This window comes from Microbacterium sp. NPDC079176 (assembly GCF_040686675.1).
GTDB lineage: Bacteria > Actinomycetota > Actinomycetes > Actinomycetales > Microbacteriaceae > Microbacterium.
In genome coordinates, this window is record NZ_JBFBLM010000001.1 from 276,942 (window position 1) to 299,175 (window position 22,234).

Consider the following 22,234-nt stretch of genomic DNA (forward strand, 5'->3'; position numbering starts at 1 on the left):
CAGCGCGCGCTCGGAAGGAGATCGCGTCTACCGAAGGAGGTGTCGGCGGCATCCCTCCTTCGGGGCGAGAGATCTCCTTCGTACTGGGGGTGGATGCGGGAGGGCAGCGCGCGCTCGGAAGGAGATCGCGTCTACCGAAGGAGGTGTCGGCGGCATCCCTCCTTCGGGGCGAGAGATCTCCTTCGTACTGGGGGTGGATCCCGGGGCAGCGCGCGCTCGGAAGGAGATCGCGTCTACCGAAGGAGGTGTCGGCGGCATCCGCCCTTCGGCGCGAGAGATCTCCTTCGGCGCGAGAGATCTCCTCCGCAGCGAGAGACCTCCTTCGGCGCGAGAGACCTCCACCCCACAGAGAGCAGCTACTCCGCCCGACGCACCCGCAGCACCAGTGCGATGAGCGCGAGCGCGATGACCGCGACGCCGTACCCGACGCACACTGCGCCGAGTCCGAAGACTCCGACGAGCATCCCTGCGACGACTGCGGGCACGCCGAAGGCGAGGTAGGCGAGCAGGTAGATCACGGCGAACGTGTCGGCGCGGTCGGTCGGGGGGATGCGGGGTGCGAGTGAGGCGACGACTCCCGAGAAGGCGGTGCCGAATCCCATGCCGGTCACGGCGGTCGCGGCGAGGTAGAACGGAAGCGACCCGGTCGCGAGCGCCCAGAGCGACAGTGCAGTGCCGACGGCGAGGGCCGCGGTGCCGAAGATCACCGAGGTGCGCGGGCGCCGGTTGCGGAAGAGGAATGCGGTGACCGCGCCGACGCCGGCCAGCATCGCGACCGCGAGTCCCTGCCAGACGTGCGCCTCACCGCCGAGCTGGGTGCGCACGATGTTCGCGCCGAGTGAGAGGAAGAGTCCACCCGTCGCCCAGCCGGCGATGATCGCGGGGGCTCCGCGCCAGAAATCCGAGCGGATGCCGGCCGGCACCGACAGCCGGAAGCTCAGCGACGCGAGTGCTCCCGGCCGCAGCGGAGCGGTCTCGGGTGCCAGGAAGAAGAGCCCGGCGAGCACGATGTACACGGCGGTCAGGGGTGCGAACACGTCGAGCAGCGGCTGTCCGGTCACGTCCAGCGCGATGCCCGAGACGAGCGCGCCGAGGGCGAGGCCGATTCCGGGGCTGAGCGCGTTCCACAATGCGGCGACCCTCGAACGGCCACCGGGGGCGAGGTCGAGCGCGGCGGCCGAGAGGGCTGCGATGAGCACGCCACTCGCCGCACCCTGCAGGATGCGGGCGAGCATGAGCGTGGCGACCGTATCGGCATGCCAGAACAGCACCATGCTCGCGGCGAGCACCAGGAGACCGCCGATCGCGACCGGTCGCCGCCCGACATGGTCGGAGAGCGAGCCTGCGGTGAGCAGCGCGAGCAGCAGGGCGACCGCGTAGACGGCGAAGACGGCGCTGATGACGATCGCGTCGAATCCGATCTCTGCGGCGAGCACGGGGTAGAACGGCGACGGCGCGCTCGCGCCCATCATCATCGCGATCTGCGTCACGACGGCCAGCGCGAAGCCGAAGCGCGGGCGACGGATCCGAGGTGCCGTCGCGGTCGTGTCGATCGGTGACGTGGTGGTCATGAGTGCTCCCGCGGTATCGGTTCGAGATTCATCGAACTATCGGAGCGTACTCGCGATTCCCCGATTGTTCAACTATTCTCGAACCATGCCAGGCGAACTCCCGCACCCCGAGCGATCCGAGATCCAGCTCACCGATGTGCTCTTCGCCCTCAGCGACCCCGAGCGTCTGGCGATCGCGCGACAGCTCGCCGACGGCCCGCTCGACATGGCGGAATGCCACGCGACCGACCCGAACCTGCCGAAGTCCACCAAGTCGCATTTCATGAAGGTGCTGCGCGAAGCGGGCGTGATCCGCAACGAGCCCAACGGCCGGCGACGGATGCTGACGCTGCGACGCGCAGAGCTCGACGAGCTGTTCCCCGGCCTGCTGGAGTCCGTGCTGCGTTCCTGACCCGCAACCGCCCAGGCGAGAGCCCACCGCCTCAGCGGAAGTACGACGCGCCGTTCAGGTCGAGCACCGTGCCCGATGCCCACACCGCGGTGGGCGAGGTGAGATAGGCGACGGCATCCGCCACCTCTTCGGGCGTGCCCACCCGGCCGAACGGACTCTGACCGCGGATGCTGTCGCCCTGCTCTCCTTCGAGCTTCGCCGTCTGCCGGTCTGTCGCCACCATTCCCGGAGCGACCGAGGTCACAGAGATGCCGTGGGGTGCGAGCACCAGCGCCATCGATTGCCCGAACGCGTGCAGTCCTGCCTTGGTCGCGGCGTACGCGGGGTGGTCGGCCTCTCCGCGGAACGCGCCGCGTGACCCGACGTTGACGATCGATCCGCCGCTGCCCCGCTCGATCATGTGCTGAGCGACGAGCATCGTGACGTTCGAGGCGCCGAGCAGGTTCACCGAGGCCATGACAGACCAGGCGCGCTGCCACTCGGCATACGTCGTCGAGTCGACGCGATGCTCGTTCGCCGCGCTCGGGGCCACGGCTGCATTGTTCACCAGGATGTCGAGTGAACCCAGGGCTGTGATGCCCTCCTCGACCACGCGCTGCGCCTCCGTCGGATCCCCGAGGTCGCCGCCCACGATCGCATGGTCCGAGCCTTCGAGCGAGGCGAGGGTCTCTTCCGCGGACGCGCGATCACGGCCGTAGTGCACGACGACCCGGTCGCCCCGTCGGGCGAAGGCCTGCGCCACTGCGCGGCCGATGCCGCGCGAGCTGCCCGTGATCAGCGCATGCGCCATCTCAGGATGCGACCTGCGTGCGACCGACCGCATGCACCGCCGGCTCGATCTCGGACCACACCGAGTCCAGCGAGAGGTGGAGCACGCCGGCGATCGCGGCGATGGTCGAGAAGGCGGGGGTCGCCACGCGACCCGACTCGATCTTGCGCAGGGTCTCGGGCGAGACCCCCGCGTCGAGGGCGACGCTCAGCATCGATCGCTCACCGCGCGCTCGCCGCAGCAGCGCGCCGAGGCGCTCGCCCCGCTCGACCTCGGCGGGAGTCAGGGGCATCCGAACCATCATGTGCCCATTGTAATACCGGGATAGTATTACCGGGATAGTTATTGGAATGACCGACGGCGAGCTGTGGAGAACCCCATGATCGAGATCCTGAACCGCGACGAACTGGCTCGTGCACGAGACGCGGGCGCCCTCGTCGGCGGCATCCTCCAGTCCCTCAAGGAGCGAGCGGCGGTCGGGGTGAACCTGCTCGACCTCGACCGCTGGACGAAGCAGATGATCGAGGATGCCGGTGCGCAGTCCTGCTACGTCGATTACGCCCCCTCCTTCGGCCGCGGGCCCTTCGGCCACTACGTCTGCACTGCCGTGAACGATGCGGTGCTGCACGGGATGCCGCACGACTACGCCCTCCTCGACGGCGACCTTCTCACTCTCGACCTCGCCGTCACGCTCCGGGGGATCTCAGCGGATGCCGCCATCAGCTTCGTGGTCGGCGACGGTGCCGCATCCGCCGACCTCGACATGATCGACGCGACCGAGCGTGCGCTGGCCGCCGCGATCGCCGCAGCCCGACCCGGCGCGCGCATCGGCGACCTCTCCCACGCGATCGGCACGGTGCTCGGCGACGCGGGCTACCCGATCAATCTCGAGTTCGGCGGCCACGGCATCGGTTCGACGATGCACCAGGATCCGCACGTCGCGAACGACGGACGCCCCGGCCGCGGCTACAGACTGCGCCCCGGCCTGCTGCTCGCACTGGAACCGTGGGTGATGGCCGACACCGACCGGCTGGTCATCGACGACGACGGCTGGACGCTGCGCAGTGCGACCGGATGCCGCACAGCCCACACCGAACACACCATCGCCATCACCGAGACCGGGGCCGAGGTGCTCACGCTGCCGCGCTGACCCTCGTCACTTCGTGCGCGAGCCGCTCCGCACCCGTCGCACAGCGCGGCCGGCCAGGTCCTTGAGCCGGCCGCCGGGGTACTGCCTGCGCAGCTCGACGGCGCCGCCGCGTCCCGCGACCGGCGTGCACGTGCGCCCGGCGAGCAGGGGAGAGCGTCCCGCGGCGGCGAGCGTCGCAGCATCCGCTCGGAGGGGGACGTCGAAGGTCCACCCCGCCCGTCGCACGGTCACGAAGAGCTTCGCCCCGCGCGACTCGTCGTCGGGTCGGAACACCTTCAGCGGGTCGATCGCGATGCGGAGGGAGTCGAGGCTGCGCGGGTGCAGGTTCGCCACACGACGCTCGATCGCCGCGGCCTTGTCGCGCCACACCAGCTCGACGTGATCGTTGGACATCTCCCGCTTGGCTTCGAGAAGACCGGTCGGAAGGCCGTCCATCGCGATCGGCAGTGACGTCATGACGCCCGTGCCCGGCTCGAACTCGAGTGCGTCCTGCCCGTCGCGGGTGATCGAGACATCGACGGTGAGATACAGTCCGCCGCCCCGCGACCACCGTGCCGACATCACCACCGCCCGGCAGGTGAGCTCGGCCTCGAACCGCGCGAACGTCAGCAGGTCGGCGCGTCGATCGGCTCGCAGCAGTGCGGCCCGGATGCGGTTCGGAAAGGCCAGCCCCCCGTCGACGCCGGGTCCGAAGCGCCGTCGCGCGAGCGGGATGACGACGTCGAGCAGGCGCTGGCGATACTCCTCGGGGTACCCGGCGTACTTCTTGCCCGACACCCGCTTGAGGATCTTGCCGCGGAACCAGTGCCGCAGCAGCCGGTCGCGCAGTCGCCCCGGTTCGGTGTACCGCTCGACGAGATCGAGCACGGCCTCGAGATGCGGGAAGTACGTCTCGGGTTCGATCCGCGACGAACTGGCACTGCCCGCGTGCTTGACCCACGCGTAGCAGGGGCGGCTGGCGAGGATCGAGATCGTCGACGCCTCGAAGTACGCCCTCATCACGAACAGATGGTCTTCGAGGCGCACCTTGCCGTCGGGGAATCGGATGCGCTTCTCGCGCAGGAACGAGGTGCGGAACATCTTGTGCGGCGTCAGCATCTCCAGCAGCGGATCCTCGCCGAGGCGCGCACGGGGGATGTCGCGGCGGAAGATGCGACTCGGAAGCCGCCGGCCGATGCCGACCTCCCTGCCGACCACGACATCGGATGCATGCTCGTCGGCGTAGTCGCAGAGCGCCTCGAGGGCGCCGTCGTAGAGCCAGTCGTCCTGATCGACGAACTGGATGTACGTGCCGCGCGCATCGTCGATCCCGTGGTTGCGCGGCGTTCCCGGCCACCCCGAATGCGGCAGATACGCGACGCGCACGTAGGGACGATCACGCGCGATCTCGACCAGTCGAGCCGCCGTCTCCTCGCCGGAGCCGTCGTCGCAGAGCAGCACCTCGAACCGGCCGTGATCGAGCGTCTGCCGATCGAGAGACGCGATGAGCTCGTCGAATGCCGCTCCCGGACGGAACACGGGAACGACGACGCTCACTCTGATCGAAGTGGACGGTGGGGAAACGGCAGGGGAAGACGACATCGACGGCAGTCAAACATCGTCGGCTATGGAGCGCACGGGGCTTGCTTTCAGCGCCGTGTGCGTGCAGTGCGTGCTCCGTGTGCGTGCTGTGCGTGTCAGTGGGATCGTGCGTGGGCCGCCGCGCGGCCGCGGAGGAAGCCGATGACGCCGTCGTCGTCGGCGAGCGCGATCGCCCGCGCGTAGGCCTCACCGGCATCCTGTCCGGCCTCGGCGAGCAGCCCCGCCCGAGCCGCCCAGTACGGCTGGAATCCCTCTGCATGGGCCGGAAGTGCGGCGAGGCCCGCCTCGGCTCCGTCGATGCGCGCGGTGACGACGGCGGCCGCGACCCGGGCACCGAGGGTCGGAGCGACCGCGAGAAGCGCGGCGTACAGCGTCCGCAGCGAGTCCCAATCGGTCGCCCCCGTGCGCAGCCGATCGCAGTGCACCGCCTGGATCGCCGCCTCGAGCTGGAATCGTCCCGGCGCACCGGTCGGCCGCGCTCGCCGCAGGTACGCCTCGCCCTCGGCGATCAGCGCCGCATCCCAGGTCTGAGGATCCTGCTCGTCGAGGGGGGTGAACTCGCGAGAGCGCCGCGCGAGAGTCAGCGTCGTGAGGGCGGCCAGCCCCCACGCCTCGGGCTCGTCCTCGAGAAGCCCCGCCAGAGTGACGGCCAGGTACTGCGCCTCGCCCGCCATCGACCCGGCATCGCCGCGCCAGGTGAGCGCGGCGCATCCGTAGACCGCCTCCAGCACAGCGGGCAATCGTTCGGGCATCGAGCGGCGGTCCGGAATCGCGAACGGGATGCGGGCATCTCTGATGCGTCGCTTCGCCCGCACCAGGCGCTGTGCCATCGCCGTCGCCGGAACGGCGAACGCGCGCGCGACCTCGGCCGCCTCGAATCCGAGCACGGTCTGGAGCATGAGCGGCGCGCGCACGGCCGGGTCGATCGCCGGATGCGCGCACACGAACAGCAGTTCGAGTCGCTTGTCGCCGATCGCGAGCGGATCGTGGTCGGCGAGCGGATCGACGCGAGCGCTCTCCTCGGCGAGGGGAGCGGATGCCGTCGCCGCGGCCGACTTCCACATATCGCGCAGCCTGTTCCTCGCCACGGTCATCAACCACCCTTCCGGGTTGTCGGGCACTCCGGCATCCGGCCAGCGCCGCAGCGCCTCTTCGAACGCTCCCGACAGGGAGTCCTCGGCGAGCGCGAGGTCGCCGGACCGCGCCGCGAGCAGCGCGACCAGCCGGCCGTAGGAGGTCCGCGCCGCACTCTCTGCAGCGGCCCGGACCCCCTCGGGGATCATCGGTTCGGAGTCCAGACGCCGTCGACCGTGAACACGGCACCCGGGCGGATCTCGACCGCACCCCAGAACGCCGGCGGGGCCTGGCGGGCGAATCCGATCGCGGCATCCAGGTCGGGCACGTCGATGACGACCGTGCCGCCGAGCTGCTCTTTCGTGTCGGCGAACGGGCCGTCCTGCACCTGCAGCGCGTCATCGCGCACGCGAACGGTGGTGCTGACGGCCGACGGCTGCAGAACCTCGGCCGAGACGAGCACCCCTGCCGACTGCAGGGTGGCGGCGTAGCTCGCGAATGCGGCCTGTCCCTCTGCGAGCGCCTCGGCGCCCAGAGTCTCGGCATCGAGCTCTTCGTAGTGCAACAGCAGTGTGTAGCGCATGTCTCTTCCTCACTGTTCGACGGTCAGCGTACAGAGAGATGACGATCGAGCAGCAGGCCGATCGACACATCCGCCGAAGTTCACCTTCCGGGCCGAGACTCCCACCCCACACTCAGCCTTAACGATATATCGTTGACTATCGCTCACCACTTCCGGGAGGTCATCATGAACAACGCATTCCCCTCGAACCCGTTCGGCGGATCCGGCTTCGGCTCGGGCCAGGGCGGACCCGCATCCGCGATCTTCGATGCCATGGAGCAGCTCCGCAAGTCCTTCGAGCAGCGCCCCAGCGGCGGCTCGCGCATGGCGAAGGGCGACGTCCGCACTGCGGTGCTGTCGCTGCTCACCGAGAAGCCGATGCACGGCTACCAGATCATCAACGAGATCGCCGATCGCAGCGGCGGATCATGGAAGCCGAGCGCAGGCTCGGTCTACCCCACCCTGCAGCTGCTGGCAGACGAGGGCCTGATCGAGGCTCAGGAGCAGAACGGTCGCAAGACCTACTCGCTCACCGAGCTCGGCCGCGCCGTCGCCGCCGAGCACACCGAGACCCCCGCTCCGTGGGAGTCGCAGTCGAAGAGCGAGGGCTCGCACGACAACCCCCGCTACAGCGCACTGCCCAAGGCGGGCGTCGACCTCGCGGCGGCAGCCGCGGCCGTCGGTCGCAGCGGCAGCACCGAGCAGGTGCAGCAGGCGGTCGAGATCCTCGACGAGGCCCGCCGTAGGCTGTACTCGATCCTCGCTCAGGACTGATCGCACACGACACAGGGACGACACATGACGGATGCTGCGGCGCAGGGCGCCCACCGTGCCCGGTACCGCCGCATCCTGTCGTTCGCGGCGCGCGAGTTCCTCAAGGTCTGGTGGTTCGAGCTCGTGCTGCCGCGCTTCGGCATGAGCTCGATCGCCGAGCGCACCCGGGCGCCGCGCATGCAGCGCTTCGCGAAGCGGTTCCACGTGCTCGCGGTCGAACTCGGCGGCCTCATGATCAAGGTCGGGCAGTTCATGTCGTCGCGCCTCGACGTGCTGCCGCCCGAGATCACGAAGGAGCTCGAGGGACTGCAGGACGAGGTCCCGGCCGTGCCGTTCGCCGACATCCGCGCGGCCGCCGAGGCCGAACTCGGCCGTCCGCTCGCGGAGGCCTACGCCTGGTTCGATGAGACGCCGGTGGCTGCGGCATCCCTCGGCCAGGCGCACCGGGCCCGCCTCTCCGCACAGGATGCCGTCGACACCGGTCTCGGCGACGTCGTCGTCAAGGTGCAGCGCCCCGGCATCGACGAGATCGTCGCGGTCGACCTCGCGGCACTCCGCCGCGTCGCCCGCTGGGCGATGCGCGTGCGACTGGTCGCCGAACGGGTCGACGCGCCCGGCCTCGTCGAGGAGTTCGCCCAGACCAGCCTCGAGGAGATCGACTACCTGCACGAGGCCGCCAGCGCCGAGCGCTTCCGCGAGAACTTCGCCGGCGACCCCCGCGTCAGCGCCCCCGAGATCGTCTGGGAGCGGTCGACCCGGCGCGTGCTCACCCTCTCGGACGTCACCGCGATCAAGATCAACGACACGGATGCTCTGCGGGCAGCCGGCATCGATCCGGCCGAGGTCGCCGACGTGTTCGCCGAGGTCATGTTCGACCAGGTGTTCACGCACAGCTTCGTGCACGCCGACCCGCACCCGGGCAATATCTTCGTGACACCCGAGGCCGACTCGACGACCGGCCGCAACTTCCGCCTCACCTTCATCGACTTCGGGATGATGGCCGAGGTGCCCGACAACCTCCGCGACGGTCTGCGCACCCTGCTGATCGCGGTCGCCGGTCGCGACAGCCGAGGCCTGGTCACAGCGGCCCAGGAGATCGGCGTGCTGCTGCCCTCCGCCGACACCGCCGAGCTCGAGCGGGCGCTCCGCGCGCTGTTCGCCCGCTTCGGCGGCATGGGCTTCGCCGAGCTCAGCAAGGTCGACCCTCGGGAGTTCACCGACTTCGCCGACGAGTTCGGCGACATGGTGCGCTCGCTCCCGCTCCAGCTGCCCGAGAACATGCTGCTGCTCATCCGTGCGGTGTCGCTGACTTCGGGCATGTGCTCGAGCCTCGACCCGTCGTTCAACGTGTGGGACGCCGCCGAGCCCTACGCCGGCCGCCTGCTGCGCGACGAATCGGGCAACCTCATGCAGGACATGGCGCAGCAGGCCATGGAGACCGCCGCCGTCACCTACCGCCTGCCGAAGCGGATCGACGCGATCATCACCCGCGTCGACGACGGCAACGTCACCTTCGACACCTCGGCCCTCGAGCGCCGCCTCGACCGGCTCGAGGGCATCGCCCGCCGCATCGGATCGGGCGTGCTGTTCGCCGCGATGCTCGTCGGAGGCGCGCTGCTCGTCACGCCGCTGCCGCCGCTCGGCATCACCCTCATCTGCGTCTCGGCGCTGCCCCTGCTGCACTCGGTGTTCGGCGGTCGTCGCTCGCGCTGATGCGCCCGGAGTGCTCCCGCTGATGCGCCCTGGTGCTCGCCGCTGACGCGCCCGGAGAACCCGGAGCATCCGGCATCCGCCCGGCGTGTGCGCCCCGGAGCGCCGCGGATCGACCCGTTCATCTGGCCTTTCCGTCCAGGTCGCAGAATGCCGGCATGGGAGAATGGGTTCTCATGGACACTCCGGACGAGAAGACGCCCACGAGGAACGACCCTCCGAAGACCTCCACCGCCGCGATCAGGCAGGCCGCGAAGGCCACCGAGACCGCGCAGAAGATCGTGCGCGACATCGCCGCGGTTCCGCCGCGCGGCGTGCACCCGGCGCTCGTGCCCGGCGTCTCGGTCGAAGAGACCGGACGCACCTACCGCACCGATCCGCTCGTCTTCGGCATCGCCGTCGCGCTGACCCTCGCGTTCATCGCGTGGGGCGTGTTCGCGGGTGACAACCTCTCGGGCACGACCTCGACCGTGCTCGGGTGGGTCGTCGAGTACTTCGGCTTCTTCTTCACCACGATCGCCACCGTCATCCTCGTCTTCATGCTCTTCGTCGGCTTCAGCCGCTACGGACGCATTCCCCTGGGCCGCGACGACGAAGAGCCCGAGTTCTCGATGTTCTCGTGGATCTCGATGCTCTTCGCCGCCGGAATGGGCATCGGTCTCGTCTTCTGGGGCGCCGCCGAGCCGCTCACCTTCTTCGAGAACCCGCCGCCCGGAACGGTCGAGGCGAACACCCTCGAGGCCATGCACACGGCGCAGGCGCAGGTGCTCTACCACTGGGGCCCGCAGGCGTGGGCCTTCTACGCGCTGGTCGGCGGCGCGATCGCGTACGGCGCGTTCCGTCGTGGCCGCACGCCCCTGATCTCGTCGATCTTCGCGCCGCTGCTCGGCGAGGGCCGCACCACCGGACCCCTCGGTCGCACGATCGACATCTTCTCGATCATCGTCACCCTCTTCGGCACCGCCGCGTCGCTCGGCCTGGGAGCCCTGCAGATCGGCCACGGCGTCGAGATCGTCAGCGGCATCGGCGAACTCGGCAACGGCGTGCTCATCGCGGCCATCGCCGTGCTCACCGCCTGCTTCATCGCCTCGGCGGTCTCGGGCGTCTCGAAGGGCATCCGCGCGCTGTCGAACATCAACGCGGTCGTCGCGCTGCTGCTCGCATTCTTCGTCTTCTTCGTCGGACCGACGCTGCTGATCCTCAACGTCATCCCCTCGGTCGCCGTGCAGTTCCTCGGCGACCTGCCCGAGATGGTCGCGCGGTCGGCGTCGCAGGGCGATGAGGCGCAGATGTTCCTGTCGAGCTGGACGATCTTCTACTGGGCATGGTGGATCTCCTGGTCGCCGTTCGTGGGCATGTTCATCGCCAAGATCTCGCGGGGCCGCACGCTGCGACAGTTCGTCTCCGTCGTCATCCTGGTTCCGGCCGCGATCTCACTCATCTGGTTCGCGATCTTCGGAACCACGGCGATCCAGCAGCAGATGAACGGCGCGGGACTCACGGTCGACCCGCCCGAAGAGGTGCTCTTCGGCGTGCTCGAGAACCTGCCGTTCCCGCTGATCACCAGCATCGTGCTCATCCTGCTGATCTCGATCTTCTTCATCACCGGCGCCGATTCGGCCTCGCTCGTCATGGGCACGCTCTCGCAGCAGGGCCGCCCCGAGCCGTCGCGCTGGGTCGCCGTCGTCTGGGGAGTCCTGGTCGGAGTGATCGCGGCGGTGCTGCTCGTCACCGGCGAAGAGGGCAGCGGCCTGAAGTCGCTGCAGAACGTCACGATCATCGCGGCGCTGCCGTTCGCCGTGATCATGGCCTTCATGATGGTCGCGTTCATGAAGGATCTGCGACGCGACCCCATGATCCTGCGCGAGCGCTATGCCCGCATGGCCGTTCGCCACAGCGTCATGGCCGGACTCGAGGAGTACGGCGACGACTTCGCGCTCGTGCCTGTCGAGTACGACCACTCCGAAGACGACCTCGCCTGGATCGATGAGGCCGACGTCGACGACAGCCTCGCCGAGGTCTACGCGACCGCGACCGAGGCGATCGACATCATCCCGGATGCCGGTGGTGGCGCAGCGGATGCCGGCGCCGATGCCGGCGATGCGAGTCCGGCCGGAGATGCGAGTGCGACCGGCGACGCGAGTGCGGCCGGCGATGCGAGTGCGGGTGCGGCTGCGGACGCCGGGTCGGATGACGGGGGCGACCCTGCGGGCCTCGCCGAGCGTCCTTCCTGACGTCAGTCGCATTGTTTACCCCGCCCGCGCCGCCCCCGGCCCGGTGCGGGGTCAGTAGCGCATCCGAATCGACCGTTTCCGCTGCGAAAGTGGCCCAGCACGTGAGTCCCGGTGTCGAAGTGGCCCCGCATACACCTCGCGCGTGGGCCCAGAGGCTCAGGCGACGGGGGCCGTCTCAGTCGGGGCCGCCTCACCCGCACCCGCCTCGCCGACACCCGCCTCGCCGACACCGGGCGCGACCGTCTCGCCGGGGACGGATGCCGCGGCGGTGATCTTCGCCGCCATGCCCGCGAAGATGAAGCCGTGGAACGGCAGCACGGCCAGCCAGTACAGCCGTCCCGCGAGCCCGCGGGGGAAGAAGACCGCCCGCTGCTCGTAGCGGGATCCGTCGCCGTCGGGCAGTGCGCGCAGCTCGAGCCAGGCCTCGCCCGGCACCTTCATCTCGGCGCGCAACCGCAGCAGTCCGCCGCTCGCGGGCGACGAGTCGGTCTTGCGGCCGGGCTCCTCGACGGCTTCGACGCGCCAGAAGTCGATCGCATCACCGACCCGCGCCTCGGCCTTGCTGCGGCGTCCGCGGCGGAGCCCGACTCCGCCGACGAGCCGGTCCATCCAGCCGCGCACCGCCCAGAGGAACTTCGACGAATACCAGCCGTTCGACCCGCCGATGCCGATGATCACCCGCCACAGTCCGTCGACCGGGGCTGACGTCTTCAGCTTGCGGGTGTCGGTGAAGACGGTGCGTCCCGCCCAGTCCGGGTCGCTGGGCAGCGGGTCGCTCGGGGCGCCCGAGACCTCGGCATCCTGCCAGCTCGTCTCGATGGTGTCGGCGTCGAGACGGCCCAGCGCCATCGACACGGCGGTGCGGTACGGGGTCAGCCCGCCGTCCGGGCGGGGGATGAGGTCATCGATCGCGCGGTCCTTCACGATGCACTCGTTCTGCAGCGACGCGACGAGCGGGCGCGCGATCGATCGCGGAACCGGGGTCACCAGGTTCACCCAGTGCGATGCGAGTCCCGGAGTGAGCACCGGCAGGGCGGCGATCGCGCGCTGGCGCAGACCCGCCTCGAGCGCATAGCCGTTCATCATCTGGCCGTAGCGCAGCACGTCGGGTCCGCCGATGTCGGCGGCGCGGTTGACGCTGTCATCGACGCGCGCGGCGCCCAGCAGGTAGTGCAGCACGTCGCGCACCGCGATCGGCTGGATGCGGTTGCGCACCCATTTCGGTGCCGGCATGTACGGCAGCACATCGGTCAGGTGCCGGATCATCTCGAACGATGCGGAACCGGAGCCGATCACGACGCCGGCCTGCAGCACGAGCGTCGGAACGCCCGACTCGAGGAAGATCTCGCCCACCCGCACCCGGGAGCGCAGATGAGGCGAGAGCTTCACATCGTCGGGATGCAGTCCGCCGAGATACACGATGCGGCGCACGCCGGCCTTCGCCGCGGCATCCGCCACCGTGGTGGCCGCTCGTTCGTCGCTCTCCTCGAACCCCTTGCCCGCCGTCATCGAGTGGATCAGGTAGTAGACCACGTCGACATCGCGCATGGCCTCGGCCACGGCGTCCGCGTCGTCAGCCGAGCCCTCGACGATCTCGCAGTCGGCACCCCATGGGAAGGATGCCGCGCGCGCGGCGTCCCGGGCCAGTGCGCGCACCCGGTATCCGGCGTTCAGCAGACGAGGCGTCAGCCGCCCGCCGATGTATCCCGTGGCGCCGAGCACCAGCGCGCGAGGCGCCGATCCGTCTTCGCGGGGGAGGGCGCGCAGGGCCTCTTCGTGCCCGGTGGGCTGGGTGAGCTCGGTCATGTGTCGAGCGTAGGCGTGATGACCGGAAATTTCACTAGGCTGGCGATTGACTAGTTCATCTAGTAATCTTTTGGCGGAGGAAGGTGATCACATGTCGACAGCCACGCAGTACCCCACCCGTCGTGAGCTCCGGTCTCGGCGAATCCTGCCGAACGGTCCTGTCGACGTCGCCCCGCTGTCGGCACGTGCTGCTGTCGGCCGCTCCACCGGGCTCCGCAGCGGCCCGCTCCCCGCATCGCGCACGCCGTTCTGGAAGTCCGCCGGAGTCGTCGGCCTCATCGCGGTCATCGCCGCCGGCACTCTGCCGCTGGCGGCATCCGCCCTCGACATCCCCCTGTGACCGCACGGCGCGGGCGCTCGACCACAGACCACCGCTGATAAGAGAGAGGAGCCCCCATGGGACTCGATGACAAGATCAAGAACACCGCTCAGGACCTCGCCGGCAAGGCGAAGGAGGCCGTCGGCAAGGTGACCGACAACGAGAAGCTCGAGGCGGAGGGCCGCGCCGACCAGGCGAAGGCCGACGTCAAGAAGGCCGGAGAGAACGTGAAGGACGCGTTCAACAACTGACACCGGTGAGCAACGGCGGGGAGGTGGCGCGAGCCACCTCCCCGCCTTCTGTGCGGCCCGACCTGCGATGGTCGTGCGGCGCGAGAGAGAGTGAGACAGCATGTCCGACCGCCTGAACAATGACACGCCGAACCTGTGGCAGCGCCTGCTGCGACGGCTGCGTCCCGCCGCGGCAGAGCCTCGTCGGCTCACGGTCGAGGACGTCACCGTCGTCGACCGCCCGATGCTCCGCCGCGCGGTCGCCGGCACCGTGGTCGGCAATCTCATGGAGTGGTACGACATCGGCGTCTACGGCTATCTCGCGGTGATCATCGGGCGGGCGTTCCTGCCGGACGCATCCGCCGGGGCGCAGTCGCTCTTCTCGCTCGGCGTCTTCGCGGTGACCTTCGTCGCCCGTCCGCTCGGCGGCATCGTGCTCGGCCAGCTCGGCGATCGACTCGGCCGTCAGCGCGTGCTGGCCTTCACGCTGATCATGATGGCCGCGGCCACATTCCTCATCGGCGTGCTCCCCGACTTCTCGGTCATCGGCGTCTGGGCGCCGATCCTGCTGATCGTGCTCAAGCTCGCGCAGGGCTTCTCGACCGGCGGCGAGTACGCGGGCGCCACGACCTTCATCACCGAGTACGCGCCCGACCGGCGTCGCGGCTTCTATGCCTCCCTGCTCGACCTCGGCTCGTACATGGGCTTCGCCATCGGCGCCGCCTTCGTCTCGATCCTGCAGCTGACGCTGTCGGCCGAGGTCATGCAGGGCTTCGCCTGGCGCATCCCGTTCCTCGTCGCGCTTCCGCTCGGACTGATCGCGATCTACTTCCGGCTGAAGATCGAGGACACCCCGGCATTCCAGGAGGCACAGGACTCGGCGAAGCGCGCGGCCGACGACGCACAGGCGTCGGCGGATGCGCCCAAGGGCGTGCTCGCACTGATCCGCGCATACTGGCGCGAACTGCTGACGGCCTTCGTGCTCGTCGCTGCCGCCAACACCGTGGGCTACGCCCTCACCTCCTACATGCCCACGTACCTCACCGGAACCCTGGGCTACGACGAGGTGCACGGCACTCTGCTCACCCTTCCCGTGCTCGTGGCGATGGCGCTCTGCATCCCGCTCACCGGAAAGCTCTCCGACCGCATCGGACGCCGCAAGGTGCTGTTCATCGGCTCGATCTCGGCGATCGTGCTCGCCGTGCCGTCGTTCCTGTTCATGATGCACGGGGAGATCTGGTCGACGCTTCTCGGCCTGGTGCTGCTCGCCTTCCCCGTGACCTTCTATGTGGCCAACCTCGCCTCGTCTCTGCCCGCGCTCTTCCCGACGTCGTCGCGCTACGGCGGCATGGGCATCTCGTACAACCTCGCCGTCGCCCTGTTCGCGGGCACGGCTCCGGTCGTGATGGAGGCGCTCGTGCAGATGACCGGATCGTCGCTGGCCCCGGCGTTCTACGTGATCGGCACCTCGATCGCCGGCTTCATCGCCGTGGTGGTGCTCAAGGAGTCGGCGCGCAGGCCTCTGCCGGGTGCGATGCCGAGCGTGCAGACGATCGAGGAGGCCGTGGAACTGGTCGAGACGCAGGAGGAGAACCCCGACCTCGACCTCGACGAGCTGTTCCCCGAACGCCTCGAGAACGCCGCGGACGACGACGGAGTGGCCGGCGCTCGGGTCGAGGATCAGGTCGAGAAGGCCTGACCCGCGGCGGAGGGATCACTCGCCGGAGGGCTCGGACTCCTCGTGCGAGCGGATGACGTCGCGCAGCTCCTGATCGAGATCCGACGCCTCTTCGATGGCCGAGGTCATGCCGGCGAGGAATCGCGTCACGATGCCACGCTCGCGGTCGCTCATCTCGTCGACGAGCGACAGCATCCGCCGGTGCATCGCGCCGAGGGTCTCGCGCACCTCGTCGTCGCTGCTGACCGTGGGCACGACGACCCCGGCGCGGCGATCGGTCGGGTGCGGCTCGCGCTTCGCGTGCCCGCCCTTCTCGAGGCGGTCGATGAGGGTCGTCGTCGACGCCGTGGAGATGTCGAGCATGCGGGCGATGTCGATCGGGCGCACGATGCGGCCGGCCCGCTGCTCGCGCAGCAGGAATCGCAGCGCGACCAGGTCGGTCTCGTTCATGCCCATCGACGCCCTGGTGCGGGCTCGCATGGCGGTCTCGGCCGAGCGGTAGCGGCGGAGCATGTTGAGCACGTCGACCGTGCTCGCGCTGTCGGAGTCGGGGTACCAGTACCCCGATCGGCCGAATTCTTCAGAGCGCTCCATCACGCCACCTCGCCGTCATCGCTCAGGGATCCCTCGTTCTCTCCATGCTCGCGCGCGAGCATCTCGATCGCGCCGGCTTCGACCTCGGCAGGGACGATCCGCAGCAGTCCGCCCGTGATGGCGTCGTGCTCGGCGGCCACGATCTGGTCGAGCCGCCAGGCGGGAACCGACGGGAACCGCGCTCGCAGGCGATCGAGCATGTCGGCGTACATGATGTACCCCGCATCCTCGAGTGTGAATCGCTCGACCATGACGTCCCTTTCCTGCCCGTGTTCTATCTTCGCACCCGATCAGAGTCCCTGGTGGCATTGGAATTCGCTAGGCCACCTCGTTACCTGTCTTTCGAGTAGCATGGAGGGGTCAGGGGGTGACACATGGCCAGCAGGACCGACATCAGAACGACGTCGACCGATCTCGTCGCTCGGGTCGACGAACTCCGTCGCGCCGAGGCGCAGCTGGGCCGTCGTCTCGCCGCGCTGCGCGCGCCCAATGACACCGATCGTGAGGCCATGAGGTACATCACGGAGGCGCCGGCGGATGCTCCCGCGACCCCGGGAGGACTCGCTGCGCACCTGAACGTGAGCACGGCCGCGATCACGAGCCTGCTGCGCCGTCTGCAGGAGCGCGGCCAGATCGTCGTCGCCCCGCATCCGGCTGACGCGCGATCGAAGGTTCTGCGACCCTCTCTGCGCGATCTCCACTCGCCCGGCGACGAGCTCACGCAGCGCATCGCCGCCCTCGCCGACGAGTTCACGCCCGAGCAGACCGATGCGATCTCACGGTTCCTGCACCGCTTGACGGAAGAGATCGGCGACCTTCCCTGACGTCCGACTGGGATTTAGCTAGGTAACCTAGTAATCTATTTCTCAAGCCAGTCTGAGCGTGAGGGAGAGAACATGGGTTACCTGACCTACGGAAGCACCGCCGCACCGATCGAGATCGACGACGAGCTGCTGACCCACCTGCGGCTGGTGATCGTGACCAAGCTGCGGCGCAACGAGTCCTTCCCCCTGACCCTCTCGATCGGCGACGGCGCCATCGAGACGCTCTGGGTGCACGCCTCCATCCCCCTCCGGTTCGCCATGGACGAGGAGCCGAGCATCGACCGCTCGCTGGTGGTCTCGATGATGAACGCGGCGAACTCGGCCGGCGGGCTCGACCTCACCCGAGGTGAGTTCGCTCCGGCGCTCACGGGGTCGCGTGTGCTGCACGCGATGACTGCGTGAGCCATGTCCGTACGAATCAGAAATGCCGCGAAGGCGGCGACGAGCGCGCGGGTGCGAGGCGCCTCGCGGACGCGAGGGCTGTGGGTCGAGGTCGATCCCGGCTTCCACGTCGGCAATGACCGGCGCCAGTTCCTCGGATCGATCACGGGGACGCCGCGTGAGGGCTTTCGGGCTTTCGGAGCGCAGTCCGACTTCATCGGCCAGTTCGACGACCTGGATGCCGCCAAGGCAGCGGTCGCTGCGGCATCCGTGATCGCCGAAGAGATCGCACAGGGCGAACCGCAGCTCCACTGAGGTCGATCGCGATCGCCGCACGGGTGGCATACGCGACGCGGAAGGCGATTTTCGACGGCGTCCCTCGACGTGTACGGTCGTTGCTATGACTTCGATCGAATCGATTCGACGGCCGGCTGTCGACCAGGCGTCGCGCCGAGCGCGCATCGCGGTCTCGGCGCTGTTCCTCACGAACGGCGCACTGTTCGCCAACATCCTGCCCCGCTACCCCGAGATCAAGGCTGCTCTGGGGCTCGACAACGCCGGGTACGGCCTCGCGATCGCGGCCTTCCCTGCCGGCGCGATCGCCGCGGGTCTTCTCGCCGCCGTGCTGATCCGTCGATTCGGCTCGGCGCGGATCGCCGTGTTCGGCACGATCGCCACGGGGCTCGGCCTGCTCGCGGCCGCACTGGCGCCCTCCGGCATCCTCTTCGCCGTCGCCCTTCTGCTCGGCGGGGCATCCGACGCGATCACGGACGTCGCCCAGAACGCGCACGGTCTGCGCGTGCAGCGGCGATACGGCCGCTCGATCATCAACTCGTTCCACGCCATCTGGTCGATCGGCGCGGTTCTCGGCGGAGGCATGGCCGCGGCCGCGATCGCCCTGCAGCTGCCGCTCGGCGTGCATCTCGGCATCTCGACCGCGGTGTTCGCGGCCGTCGCCTTCACCGCGCTCTGGTTCTGCCTGCCTGGACGCGATGAGGAGGCGGATGCGGAGGCGACGGCCGAGCCGGTCGAGCTGGGCAGCGCCGTGCGCCGCGGAGTCAGCCCTCGCACCGTGATGATCATCATCGCGCTCACGCTCATCGCGATGGCCGGTGCCGTGGCCGAAGACGCCGGCAACTCGTGGGCGACTCTCTATCTGAGTGAATCGCTCGGCGCCGCGGCCGCCATCGCGCCGCTCGGATTCATCGCGCTCGTCGGCGCACAGTTCATCGGCCGGATGCTGGGCGACGGCATGACCGACCGGTTCGGGCAGCGCGCGGTGGCCCGCGTCGGAGGACTGATCGCCGCAGCGGGCATGACACTCGCGCTCATCTTCCCGAGCGTGCCGGGAACCATCGCCGGATTCGCCCCCGTCGGCTTCGGCATCGCGACGCTCATCCCGGCCGCCATGCATGCGGCGGACGAACTGCCCGGCCTGCGACCGGGAGTGGGGCTCACGGTCGTGTCGTGGCTGCTGCGGCTCGGCTTCCTGCTGTCACCGCCGATCGTCGGCTTCATCGCCGACACCGAGAGCCTGCGGGCCGGGTTGATCGTGGCCCCGGCTGCAGCTCTGGTCGCGGTGCTTCTCGCCGGCGTGCTCGAGAAGCGCAAGGTTCGGGAGTAGCAGTTCGGGTCGGCCACGGAGGGCCGTGAGAGTGATCTCGGACTCCGAGGGCATGGCCGCGCACAGCGCCACGGCGACCCTGCGGTTGGACCGTCTCGGGTGACGGAGGGGCGTCGGGGTACCTGATCCGGTGCCGACGGGTAGGTCGGTGCCGGATGCAGGACAGAAGCGCGGATGCAGGGCGAGATGGTCGATCTCGCCCTGCATCCGTGTTTTCGTCCTGCAAACGGCGCGGCGCGGACAGCGGCGCGTGGCGACCGAGCCTCAGGGGGCGGTGTAGCCGCCGTCGACGAGGTGGTAGCTGCCGGTGATGAAGCTGGCGGCGTCGCTGGCGAGGAAGGCGATGAGGTTCGCGACCTCGTCGGGCTGGCCGAGGCGACCGATCGGGTGCTTGCTCACGAGGAACGCCTTGGCCTCGTCGCCCATGGTGGCGAGCAGGGGGGTGTCGATGAAGCCGGGGCCGACCGAGTTCACGCGCACGCCCTGGGCGGAGTACTCGAGGGCGGCCGACTTGGTCATGCCCACGACGGCGTGCTTGGCGGCGACGTAGGCGGGGGAGTTCGCGAAGCCGACGCTGCCGAGGATCGACGCGATGTTGACGACGGAGCCGCCGCCGTTCGCGAGGATCGAGGGGATCTGCGCCTTCATGTTGCGGAACACGGCGTTGAGGTTGATCGAGATGACCTTGTCCCACGCGGCGTCGTCGTACTCGGCGGTAGGAGCGGATGCGCCGCCGATGCCGGCGTTGTTCACGCCGATGCGCAGCGGGGCGAGCGTGTTCGCGAGCTCGACCGAGCTGGCGATCCAGTCGGTGTCCGTCGCGTCTCCGACGGATGCCTCGGCGATGCCGCCGGCGGCGCGGATCTCCTCGACGACCGCGTTCGCGTTGTCCGCGTTCAGGTCGTTGACCACGACGGAGGCGCCGTTCTGGGCGAGCAGCAGAGCGGTCGAGCGTCCGATTCCGCTGCCTGCTCCCGTCACGATCGCCGAGCGGTTCGAGACGTCGTACTGAGCCACGAGTGACTCCTCTTCCGGACGGTCACGGTGCCGGGAGATCTTCTCGGACGGTCCGTCCTAGGTCTCCAGCCTACGCCTGTCTCAGGGAGATGGATGCACGTGAATGGATCCGTGCCGTCGCATGCGCTGTCTACCGCGAAGCGCTGCCGAAGGTGAGATCGAGAGCGGCGGAGAGGTCGGCGAGGAGGTCGTCGGCATCTTCGAGGCCGACGGACAGACGCAGGTGTCCGAACTCTCGGAAGGGTGCCGGATAGGTGGCGACACGGCCGCCCTCGGTGCCCGTGTGCACGATGAGCGAGTCGTCGTGGCCGAGTGAGAACCCGGAGGTGATGAGTCGCAGGTTCGCGACGAAGCGGTTCTGCACGTCGGGGGAGCCCGTGACGGCGAAGGCCATCATGCCTCCGAAGCCGCGTCCGCCGAACTGCCGCACGGCGAGGGCGTGGTCCGGATGCGATTCGAGACCCGGGTAGTAGATGTACTCGACCCGCGTGTCGGCGTCGAGCATCTGCGCGATCTGCAGCGCCGACGAGAAGTGCTGGCGCAGGCGCAGCGGCAGGGTGACGGTGCCGCGCTGGATCTGCCACGCGTTGAAGGGCGAGATGATGCCGCCGACGTCGACCATGGCGTCGGCTTTGATCGCCTGGATGAGATCGCGCCGGCCGGAGACCGAGCCCCCCATGGCGTCGCCGTGGCCGTTGAGGTACTTGGTGAGGGAGTGCACCACCAGGTCGGCGCCGTCGTGGATCGGTCGGTAGAACGGCGGCGGCGAGAACGTCGAGTCGACCATGAGGATGGCGCCGGCGGAGTGGGCGATCTCGGCGACCGCGCTCACATCGGCGACCTTGGTGGTCGGATTCGCGATGGCCTCGATGCACACGAGACGCGTCTCGGGGCGCATGGCCGCCCGCACCGCGTCGAGGTCGCTGATGTCGACGAAGCTGGCGTCGAGCCCGTAGCGCTGGGGCAGCAGCTCTGTCCACAGGCGCCACGTGGCCTCATAGACCACGTCGCTCACGACGACGTGGTCGCCGGCGCGCACATGAGTGAAGAACACCGCGTGCAGGGCGGCGACTCCGGAAGCGAGGGCGACCGCGTCCTCGGCTCCATCGAGCGCGGCGAGCTTCTGCTCGAGTGCGGCCTGATTGACTCCCGTGTTGCGGGTGTAGAGCCCCGGCGCAGTCGCCGACCAGCTGATCTCGCTCGGGTCGTCGGGCAGCTGGTACGAGTTGGCCATCACGAGGGGAGTGCGCAGCGCCAGGGTCGAATCGAGCTGATTGCCCCCGTGCACGGCCAAGCTCAGGTCGGACAGCGTGTGCAGATCCTTGCGGTCGGGTCGAGCGCTCATCGTGACTCCTTCGTTCTGCACCGTCTTCCAGTGCCATCTTCCACCCTAAGGTGCATAATAGACACACGCAATTGCCAATACTGCACACTTTGCGGACTGAACCAGGAGGTCCCGATGGAGCGGCTTCATCTCGATCAGATCGATCGCCAGATTCTCACGGCGCTCACCGACGACGCCCGCATCCCCTTGGTCACTCTCGCCTCTCGGGTGCATCTGTCGCGCAACGCGGTCAAGCAGCGCATCGAGCGGATGGAGCGGCAGGGCGTGATCGGCGGCTACAGCGTCGTCCCCGGACGCGCCGGCGGTTCGCCGGTCTCGGCCATCGTGCTCGTCTACCGCAGTGATCGAATGCGCGGCGGCGGTGTCGTCTCGCAGATCGCGCAGATTCCCGAAGTGCGTCGGTGTGATGTGCTCTCGGGCGACTTCGACCTGCTGGTGACGCTGGAGGCGGAGTCGATGGATCGCATCGGCGAGATCTGGGAGATCCTCGCCGCGCTGCCCGGAGTCGCGAACACCGTGACGGCGGTGTCGTTGACCCGGGTGGTCGATCGGTCATGACCTCGCAGAGGGGCAGGGCATCCCCCGCGGACCCCTCCCCCT

General features: G+C 69.1%; 24 protein-coding genes. 13 read left to right on the top strand and 11 right to left on the bottom strand.

All coding sequences use genetic code 11. The features are described 5' to 3' along the window. Nucleotides 1-356: 356 nt before the first annotated feature. Nucleotides 357-1,571: an MFS transporter gene (locus tag AB0P11_RS01380; RefSeq protein ID WP_363519138.1), complete on the bottom strand. Its 1,215-nt coding sequence runs from the start codon at nucleotides 1,569-1,571 to the stop codon at nucleotides 357-359. A gap of 85 nt (nucleotides 1,572-1,656) precedes the next feature. On the opposite strand from AB0P11_RS01380, the gene AB0P11_RS01385 reads away from it, so the two are divergent. Beyond that, nucleotides 1,657-1,962, top strand: coding sequence for a helix-turn-helix transcriptional regulator (locus AB0P11_RS01385; protein WP_053098447.1), 306 nt, complete (start codon nucleotides 1,657-1,659; stop codon nucleotides 1,960-1,962). A 31-nt stretch (nucleotides 1,963-1,993) separates the two neighbouring features. Here the strand turns inward: AB0P11_RS01385 and AB0P11_RS01390 are convergent, their stop codons facing one another. Both AB0P11_RS01390 and AB0P11_RS01395 read right to left on the bottom strand, forming a co-directional pair. Next, nucleotides 1,994-2,752 carry an SDR family oxidoreductase gene (locus AB0P11_RS01390; protein ID WP_363519141.1) on the bottom strand — a complete coding sequence of 253 codons (759 nt, stop codon included), beginning with the start codon at nucleotides 2,750-2,752 and terminating at the stop codon, nucleotides 1,994-1,996. Nucleotide 2,753: 1 nt separating this feature from the next. Further along, entirely contained in the window at nucleotides 2,754-3,032 is a 279-nt protein-coding gene (locus AB0P11_RS01395) for a helix-turn-helix transcriptional regulator (protein ID WP_053099347.1), read from the bottom strand. 78 nt (nucleotides 3,033-3,110) lie between these two features. Here AB0P11_RS01395 and map point away from each other — a divergent pair, with 78 nt between their 5' ends. Further along, nucleotides 3,111-3,881 (top strand): type I methionyl aminopeptidase, encoded by a 771-nt coding sequence (gene map, locus AB0P11_RS01400; protein ID WP_363519144.1) that lies wholly within the window; start codon nucleotides 3,111-3,113, stop codon nucleotides 3,879-3,881. A 6-nt stretch (nucleotides 3,882-3,887) separates the two neighbouring features. On the opposite strand, the gene AB0P11_RS01405 is transcribed toward map, so the two are convergent. The 3 genes from AB0P11_RS01405 to AB0P11_RS01415 all read right to left on the bottom strand — a co-directional run bounded on the left by AB0P11_RS01405 (nucleotide 3,888) and on the right by AB0P11_RS01415 (nucleotide 7,119). Then, nucleotides 3,888-5,417 (bottom strand): glycosyltransferase family A protein, encoded by a 1,530-nt coding sequence (locus AB0P11_RS01405; RefSeq protein ID WP_363519147.1) that lies wholly within the window; start codon nucleotides 5,415-5,417, stop codon nucleotides 3,888-3,890. A gap of 140 nt (nucleotides 5,418-5,557) precedes the next feature. Then, nucleotides 5,558-6,745 (bottom strand): DUF6596 domain-containing protein, encoded by a 1,188-nt coding sequence (locus AB0P11_RS01410; RefSeq protein ID WP_363519150.1) that lies wholly within the window; start codon nucleotides 6,743-6,745, stop codon nucleotides 5,558-5,560. Further along, nucleotides 6,742-7,119 (bottom strand): YciI family protein, encoded by a 378-nt coding sequence (locus tag AB0P11_RS01415; RefSeq protein ID WP_053098451.1) that lies wholly within the window; start codon nucleotides 7,117-7,119, stop codon nucleotides 6,742-6,744. Before AB0P11_RS01415 ends, AB0P11_RS01410 begins: the two co-directional genes overlap by 4 nt. A 165-nt stretch (nucleotides 7,120-7,284) precedes the next feature. Here AB0P11_RS01415 and AB0P11_RS01420 point away from each other — a divergent pair, with 165 nt between their 5' ends. From AB0P11_RS01420 to AB0P11_RS01430, 3 genes are all read left to right on the top strand, one after another. Next, on the top strand, nucleotides 7,285-7,872 hold the full coding sequence (locus AB0P11_RS01420) for a PadR family transcriptional regulator (RefSeq protein WP_363519941.1): 588 nt from the start codon (nucleotides 7,285-7,287) through the stop codon (nucleotides 7,870-7,872). Nucleotides 7,873-7,896: 24 nt separating this feature from the next. Continuing rightward, nucleotides 7,897-9,585, top strand: coding sequence for an AarF/ABC1/UbiB kinase family protein (locus AB0P11_RS01425; RefSeq protein WP_363519153.1), 1,689 nt, complete (start codon nucleotides 7,897-7,899; stop codon nucleotides 9,583-9,585). 155 nt (nucleotides 9,586-9,740) lie between these two features. Then, nucleotides 9,741-11,816: a BCCT family transporter gene (locus AB0P11_RS01430; protein WP_295104533.1), complete on the top strand. Its 2,076-nt coding sequence runs from the start codon at nucleotides 9,741-9,743 to the stop codon at nucleotides 11,814-11,816. A gap of 156 nt (nucleotides 11,817-11,972) precedes the next feature. Here the strand turns inward: AB0P11_RS01430 and AB0P11_RS01435 are convergent, their stop codons facing one another. Further along, a complete protein-coding gene (locus AB0P11_RS01435) occupies nucleotides 11,973-13,622 on the bottom strand; it encodes an SDR family oxidoreductase (protein WP_363519157.1) in 1,650 nt (549 codons plus the stop codon). Nucleotides 13,623-13,713: 91 nt separating this feature from the next. On the opposite strand from AB0P11_RS01435, the gene AB0P11_RS01440 reads away from it, so the two are divergent. The 3 genes from AB0P11_RS01440 to AB0P11_RS01450 all read left to right on the top strand — a co-directional run bounded on the left by AB0P11_RS01440 (nucleotide 13,714) and on the right by AB0P11_RS01450 (nucleotide 15,870). Next, a complete protein-coding gene (locus AB0P11_RS01440; protein WP_056276194.1) occupies nucleotides 13,714-13,962 on the top strand; it encodes a hypothetical protein in 249 nt (82 codons plus the stop codon). A gap of 56 nt (nucleotides 13,963-14,018) precedes the next feature. Continuing rightward, nucleotides 14,019-14,192 carry a CsbD family protein gene (locus tag AB0P11_RS01445; RefSeq protein WP_072590528.1) on the top strand — a complete coding sequence of 58 codons (174 nt, stop codon included), beginning with the start codon at nucleotides 14,019-14,021 and terminating at the stop codon, nucleotides 14,190-14,192. A gap of 100 nt (nucleotides 14,193-14,292) precedes the next feature. Beyond that, nucleotides 14,293-15,870 carry an MFS transporter gene (locus AB0P11_RS01450; protein ID WP_285363714.1) on the top strand — a complete coding sequence of 526 codons (1,578 nt, stop codon included), beginning with the start codon at nucleotides 14,293-14,295 and terminating at the stop codon, nucleotides 15,868-15,870. A gap of 15 nt (nucleotides 15,871-15,885) precedes the next feature. Here AB0P11_RS01450 and AB0P11_RS01455 read toward each other — a convergent pair whose 3' ends face one another. Next, a complete protein-coding gene (locus AB0P11_RS01455) occupies nucleotides 15,886-16,443 on the bottom strand; it encodes a MarR family transcriptional regulator (RefSeq protein ID WP_053098456.1) in 558 nt (185 codons plus the stop codon). Beyond that, complete coding sequence (locus tag AB0P11_RS01460) at nucleotides 16,443-16,694, bottom strand: hypothetical protein (protein ID WP_187249002.1); 252 nt, start codon at nucleotides 16,692-16,694, stop codon at nucleotides 16,443-16,445. Before AB0P11_RS01460 ends, AB0P11_RS01455 begins: the two co-directional genes overlap by 1 nt. Nucleotides 16,695-16,817: 123 nt before the next feature. Between AB0P11_RS01460 and AB0P11_RS01465 the strand changes: the two genes are divergently transcribed. From AB0P11_RS01465 to AB0P11_RS01480, 4 genes are all read left to right on the top strand, one after another. Next, nucleotides 16,818-17,267, top strand: coding sequence for a MarR family transcriptional regulator (locus tag AB0P11_RS01465; RefSeq protein WP_056276197.1), 450 nt, complete (start codon nucleotides 16,818-16,820; stop codon nucleotides 17,265-17,267). 72 nt (nucleotides 17,268-17,339) lie between these two features. After that, the gene (locus tag AB0P11_RS01470) at nucleotides 17,340-17,669 is read left to right on the top strand and encodes a hypothetical protein (RefSeq protein ID WP_363519164.1); all 330 of its coding nucleotides are present in this window, start codon (nucleotides 17,340-17,342) and stop codon (nucleotides 17,667-17,669) included. A 3-nt stretch (nucleotides 17,670-17,672) separates the two neighbouring features. Next, nucleotides 17,673-17,963, top strand: a complete 291-nt coding sequence (locus AB0P11_RS01475) for a hypothetical protein (protein ID WP_157557383.1) — start codon at nucleotides 17,673-17,675, stop codon at nucleotides 17,961-17,963. Between the two features lie 85 nt (nucleotides 17,964-18,048). Continuing rightward, nucleotides 18,049-19,272, top strand: a complete 1,224-nt coding sequence (locus tag AB0P11_RS01480) for an MFS transporter (RefSeq protein WP_363519168.1) — start codon at nucleotides 18,049-18,051, stop codon at nucleotides 19,270-19,272. A gap of 264 nt (nucleotides 19,273-19,536) precedes the next feature. Here AB0P11_RS01480 and AB0P11_RS01485 read toward each other — a convergent pair whose 3' ends face one another. Both AB0P11_RS01485 and AB0P11_RS01490 read right to left on the bottom strand, forming a co-directional pair. Next, nucleotides 19,537-20,289, bottom strand: coding sequence for an SDR family NAD(P)-dependent oxidoreductase (locus AB0P11_RS01485; protein WP_053098474.1), 753 nt, complete (start codon nucleotides 20,287-20,289; stop codon nucleotides 19,537-19,539). 130 nt (nucleotides 20,290-20,419) lie between these two features. Beyond that, entirely contained in the window at nucleotides 20,420-21,634 is a 1,215-nt protein-coding gene (locus tag AB0P11_RS01490) for an aminotransferase class V-fold PLP-dependent enzyme (RefSeq protein WP_295103975.1), read from the bottom strand. A gap of 114 nt (nucleotides 21,635-21,748) precedes the next feature. Here AB0P11_RS01490 and AB0P11_RS01495 point away from each other — a divergent pair, with 114 nt between their 5' ends. Further along, complete coding sequence (locus tag AB0P11_RS01495) at nucleotides 21,749-22,192, top strand: Lrp/AsnC family transcriptional regulator (protein ID WP_295103972.1); 444 nt, start codon at nucleotides 21,749-21,751, stop codon at nucleotides 22,190-22,192. Nucleotides 22,193-22,234 lie beyond the last annotated feature (42 nt).

Excerpts from the sequence above, each read along its gene's own strand:
- AB0P11_RS01385 (WP_053098447.1), top strand. The coding sequence starts at position 1,657 with ATGCCAGGCGAACTCCCGCACCCCGAGCGATCCGAGATCCAGCTCACC.
- AB0P11_RS01435 (WP_363519157.1), bottom strand. The coding sequence starts at position 13,622 with ATGACCGAGCTCACCCAGCCCACCGGGCACGAAGAGGCCCTGCGCGCC.
- AB0P11_RS01470 (WP_363519164.1), top strand. The coding sequence starts at position 17,340 with ATGGGTTACCTGACCTACGGAAGCACCGCCGCACCGATCGAGATCGAC.
- AB0P11_RS01475 (WP_157557383.1), top strand. The coding sequence starts at position 17,673 with ATGTCCGTACGAATCAGAAATGCCGCGAAGGCGGCGACGAGCGCGCGG.
- AB0P11_RS01450 (WP_285363714.1), top strand. The coding sequence starts at position 14,293 with ATGTCCGACCGCCTGAACAATGACACGCCGAACCTGTGGCAGCGCCTG.
- AB0P11_RS01495 (WP_295103972.1), top strand. The coding sequence starts at position 21,749 with ATGGAGCGGCTTCATCTCGATCAGATCGATCGCCAGATTCTCACGGCG.
- AB0P11_RS01380 (WP_363519138.1), bottom strand. The coding sequence starts at position 1,571 with ATGACCACCACGTCACCGATCGACACGACCGCGACGGCACCTCGGATC.
- AB0P11_RS01490 (WP_295103975.1), bottom strand. The coding sequence starts at position 21,634 with ATGAGCGCTCGACCCGACCGCAAGGATCTGCACACGCTGTCCGACCTG.
- AB0P11_RS01455 (WP_053098456.1), bottom strand. The coding sequence starts at position 16,443 with ATGGAGCGCTCTGAAGAATTCGGCCGATCGGGGTACTGGTACCCCGAC.
- AB0P11_RS01440 (WP_056276194.1), top strand. The coding sequence starts at position 13,714 with ATGTCGACAGCCACGCAGTACCCCACCCGTCGTGAGCTCCGGTCTCGG.
- AB0P11_RS01395 (WP_053099347.1), bottom strand. The coding sequence starts at position 3,032 with ATGGTTCGGATGCCCCTGACTCCCGCCGAGGTCGAGCGGGGCGAGCGC.
- AB0P11_RS01465 (WP_056276197.1), top strand. The coding sequence starts at position 16,818 with ATGGCCAGCAGGACCGACATCAGAACGACGTCGACCGATCTCGTCGCT.
- map (WP_363519144.1), top strand. The coding sequence starts at position 3,111 with ATGATCGAGATCCTGAACCGCGACGAACTGGCTCGTGCACGAGACGCG.
- AB0P11_RS01445 (WP_072590528.1), top strand. The coding sequence starts at position 14,019 with ATGGGACTCGATGACAAGATCAAGAACACCGCTCAGGACCTCGCCGGC.
- AB0P11_RS01420 (WP_363519941.1), top strand. The coding sequence starts at position 7,285 with ATGAACAACGCATTCCCCTCGAACCCGTTCGGCGGATCCGGCTTCGGC.
- AB0P11_RS01410 (WP_363519150.1), bottom strand. The coding sequence starts at position 6,745 with ATGATCCCCGAGGGGGTCCGGGCCGCTGCAGAGAGTGCGGCGCGGACC.
- AB0P11_RS01430 (WP_295104533.1), top strand. The coding sequence starts at position 9,741 with ATGGGAGAATGGGTTCTCATGGACACTCCGGACGAGAAGACGCCCACG.
- AB0P11_RS01415 (WP_053098451.1), bottom strand. The coding sequence starts at position 7,119 with ATGCGCTACACACTGCTGTTGCACTACGAAGAGCTCGATGCCGAGACT.
- AB0P11_RS01480 (WP_363519168.1), top strand. The coding sequence starts at position 18,049 with ATGACTTCGATCGAATCGATTCGACGGCCGGCTGTCGACCAGGCGTCG.
- AB0P11_RS01460 (WP_187249002.1), bottom strand. The coding sequence starts at position 16,694 with ATGGTCGAGCGATTCACACTCGAGGATGCGGGGTACATCATGTACGCC.
- AB0P11_RS01390 (WP_363519141.1), bottom strand. The coding sequence starts at position 2,752 with ATGGCGCATGCGCTGATCACGGGCAGCTCGCGCGGCATCGGCCGCGCA.
- AB0P11_RS01425 (WP_363519153.1), top strand. The coding sequence starts at position 7,897 with ATGACGGATGCTGCGGCGCAGGGCGCCCACCGTGCCCGGTACCGCCGC.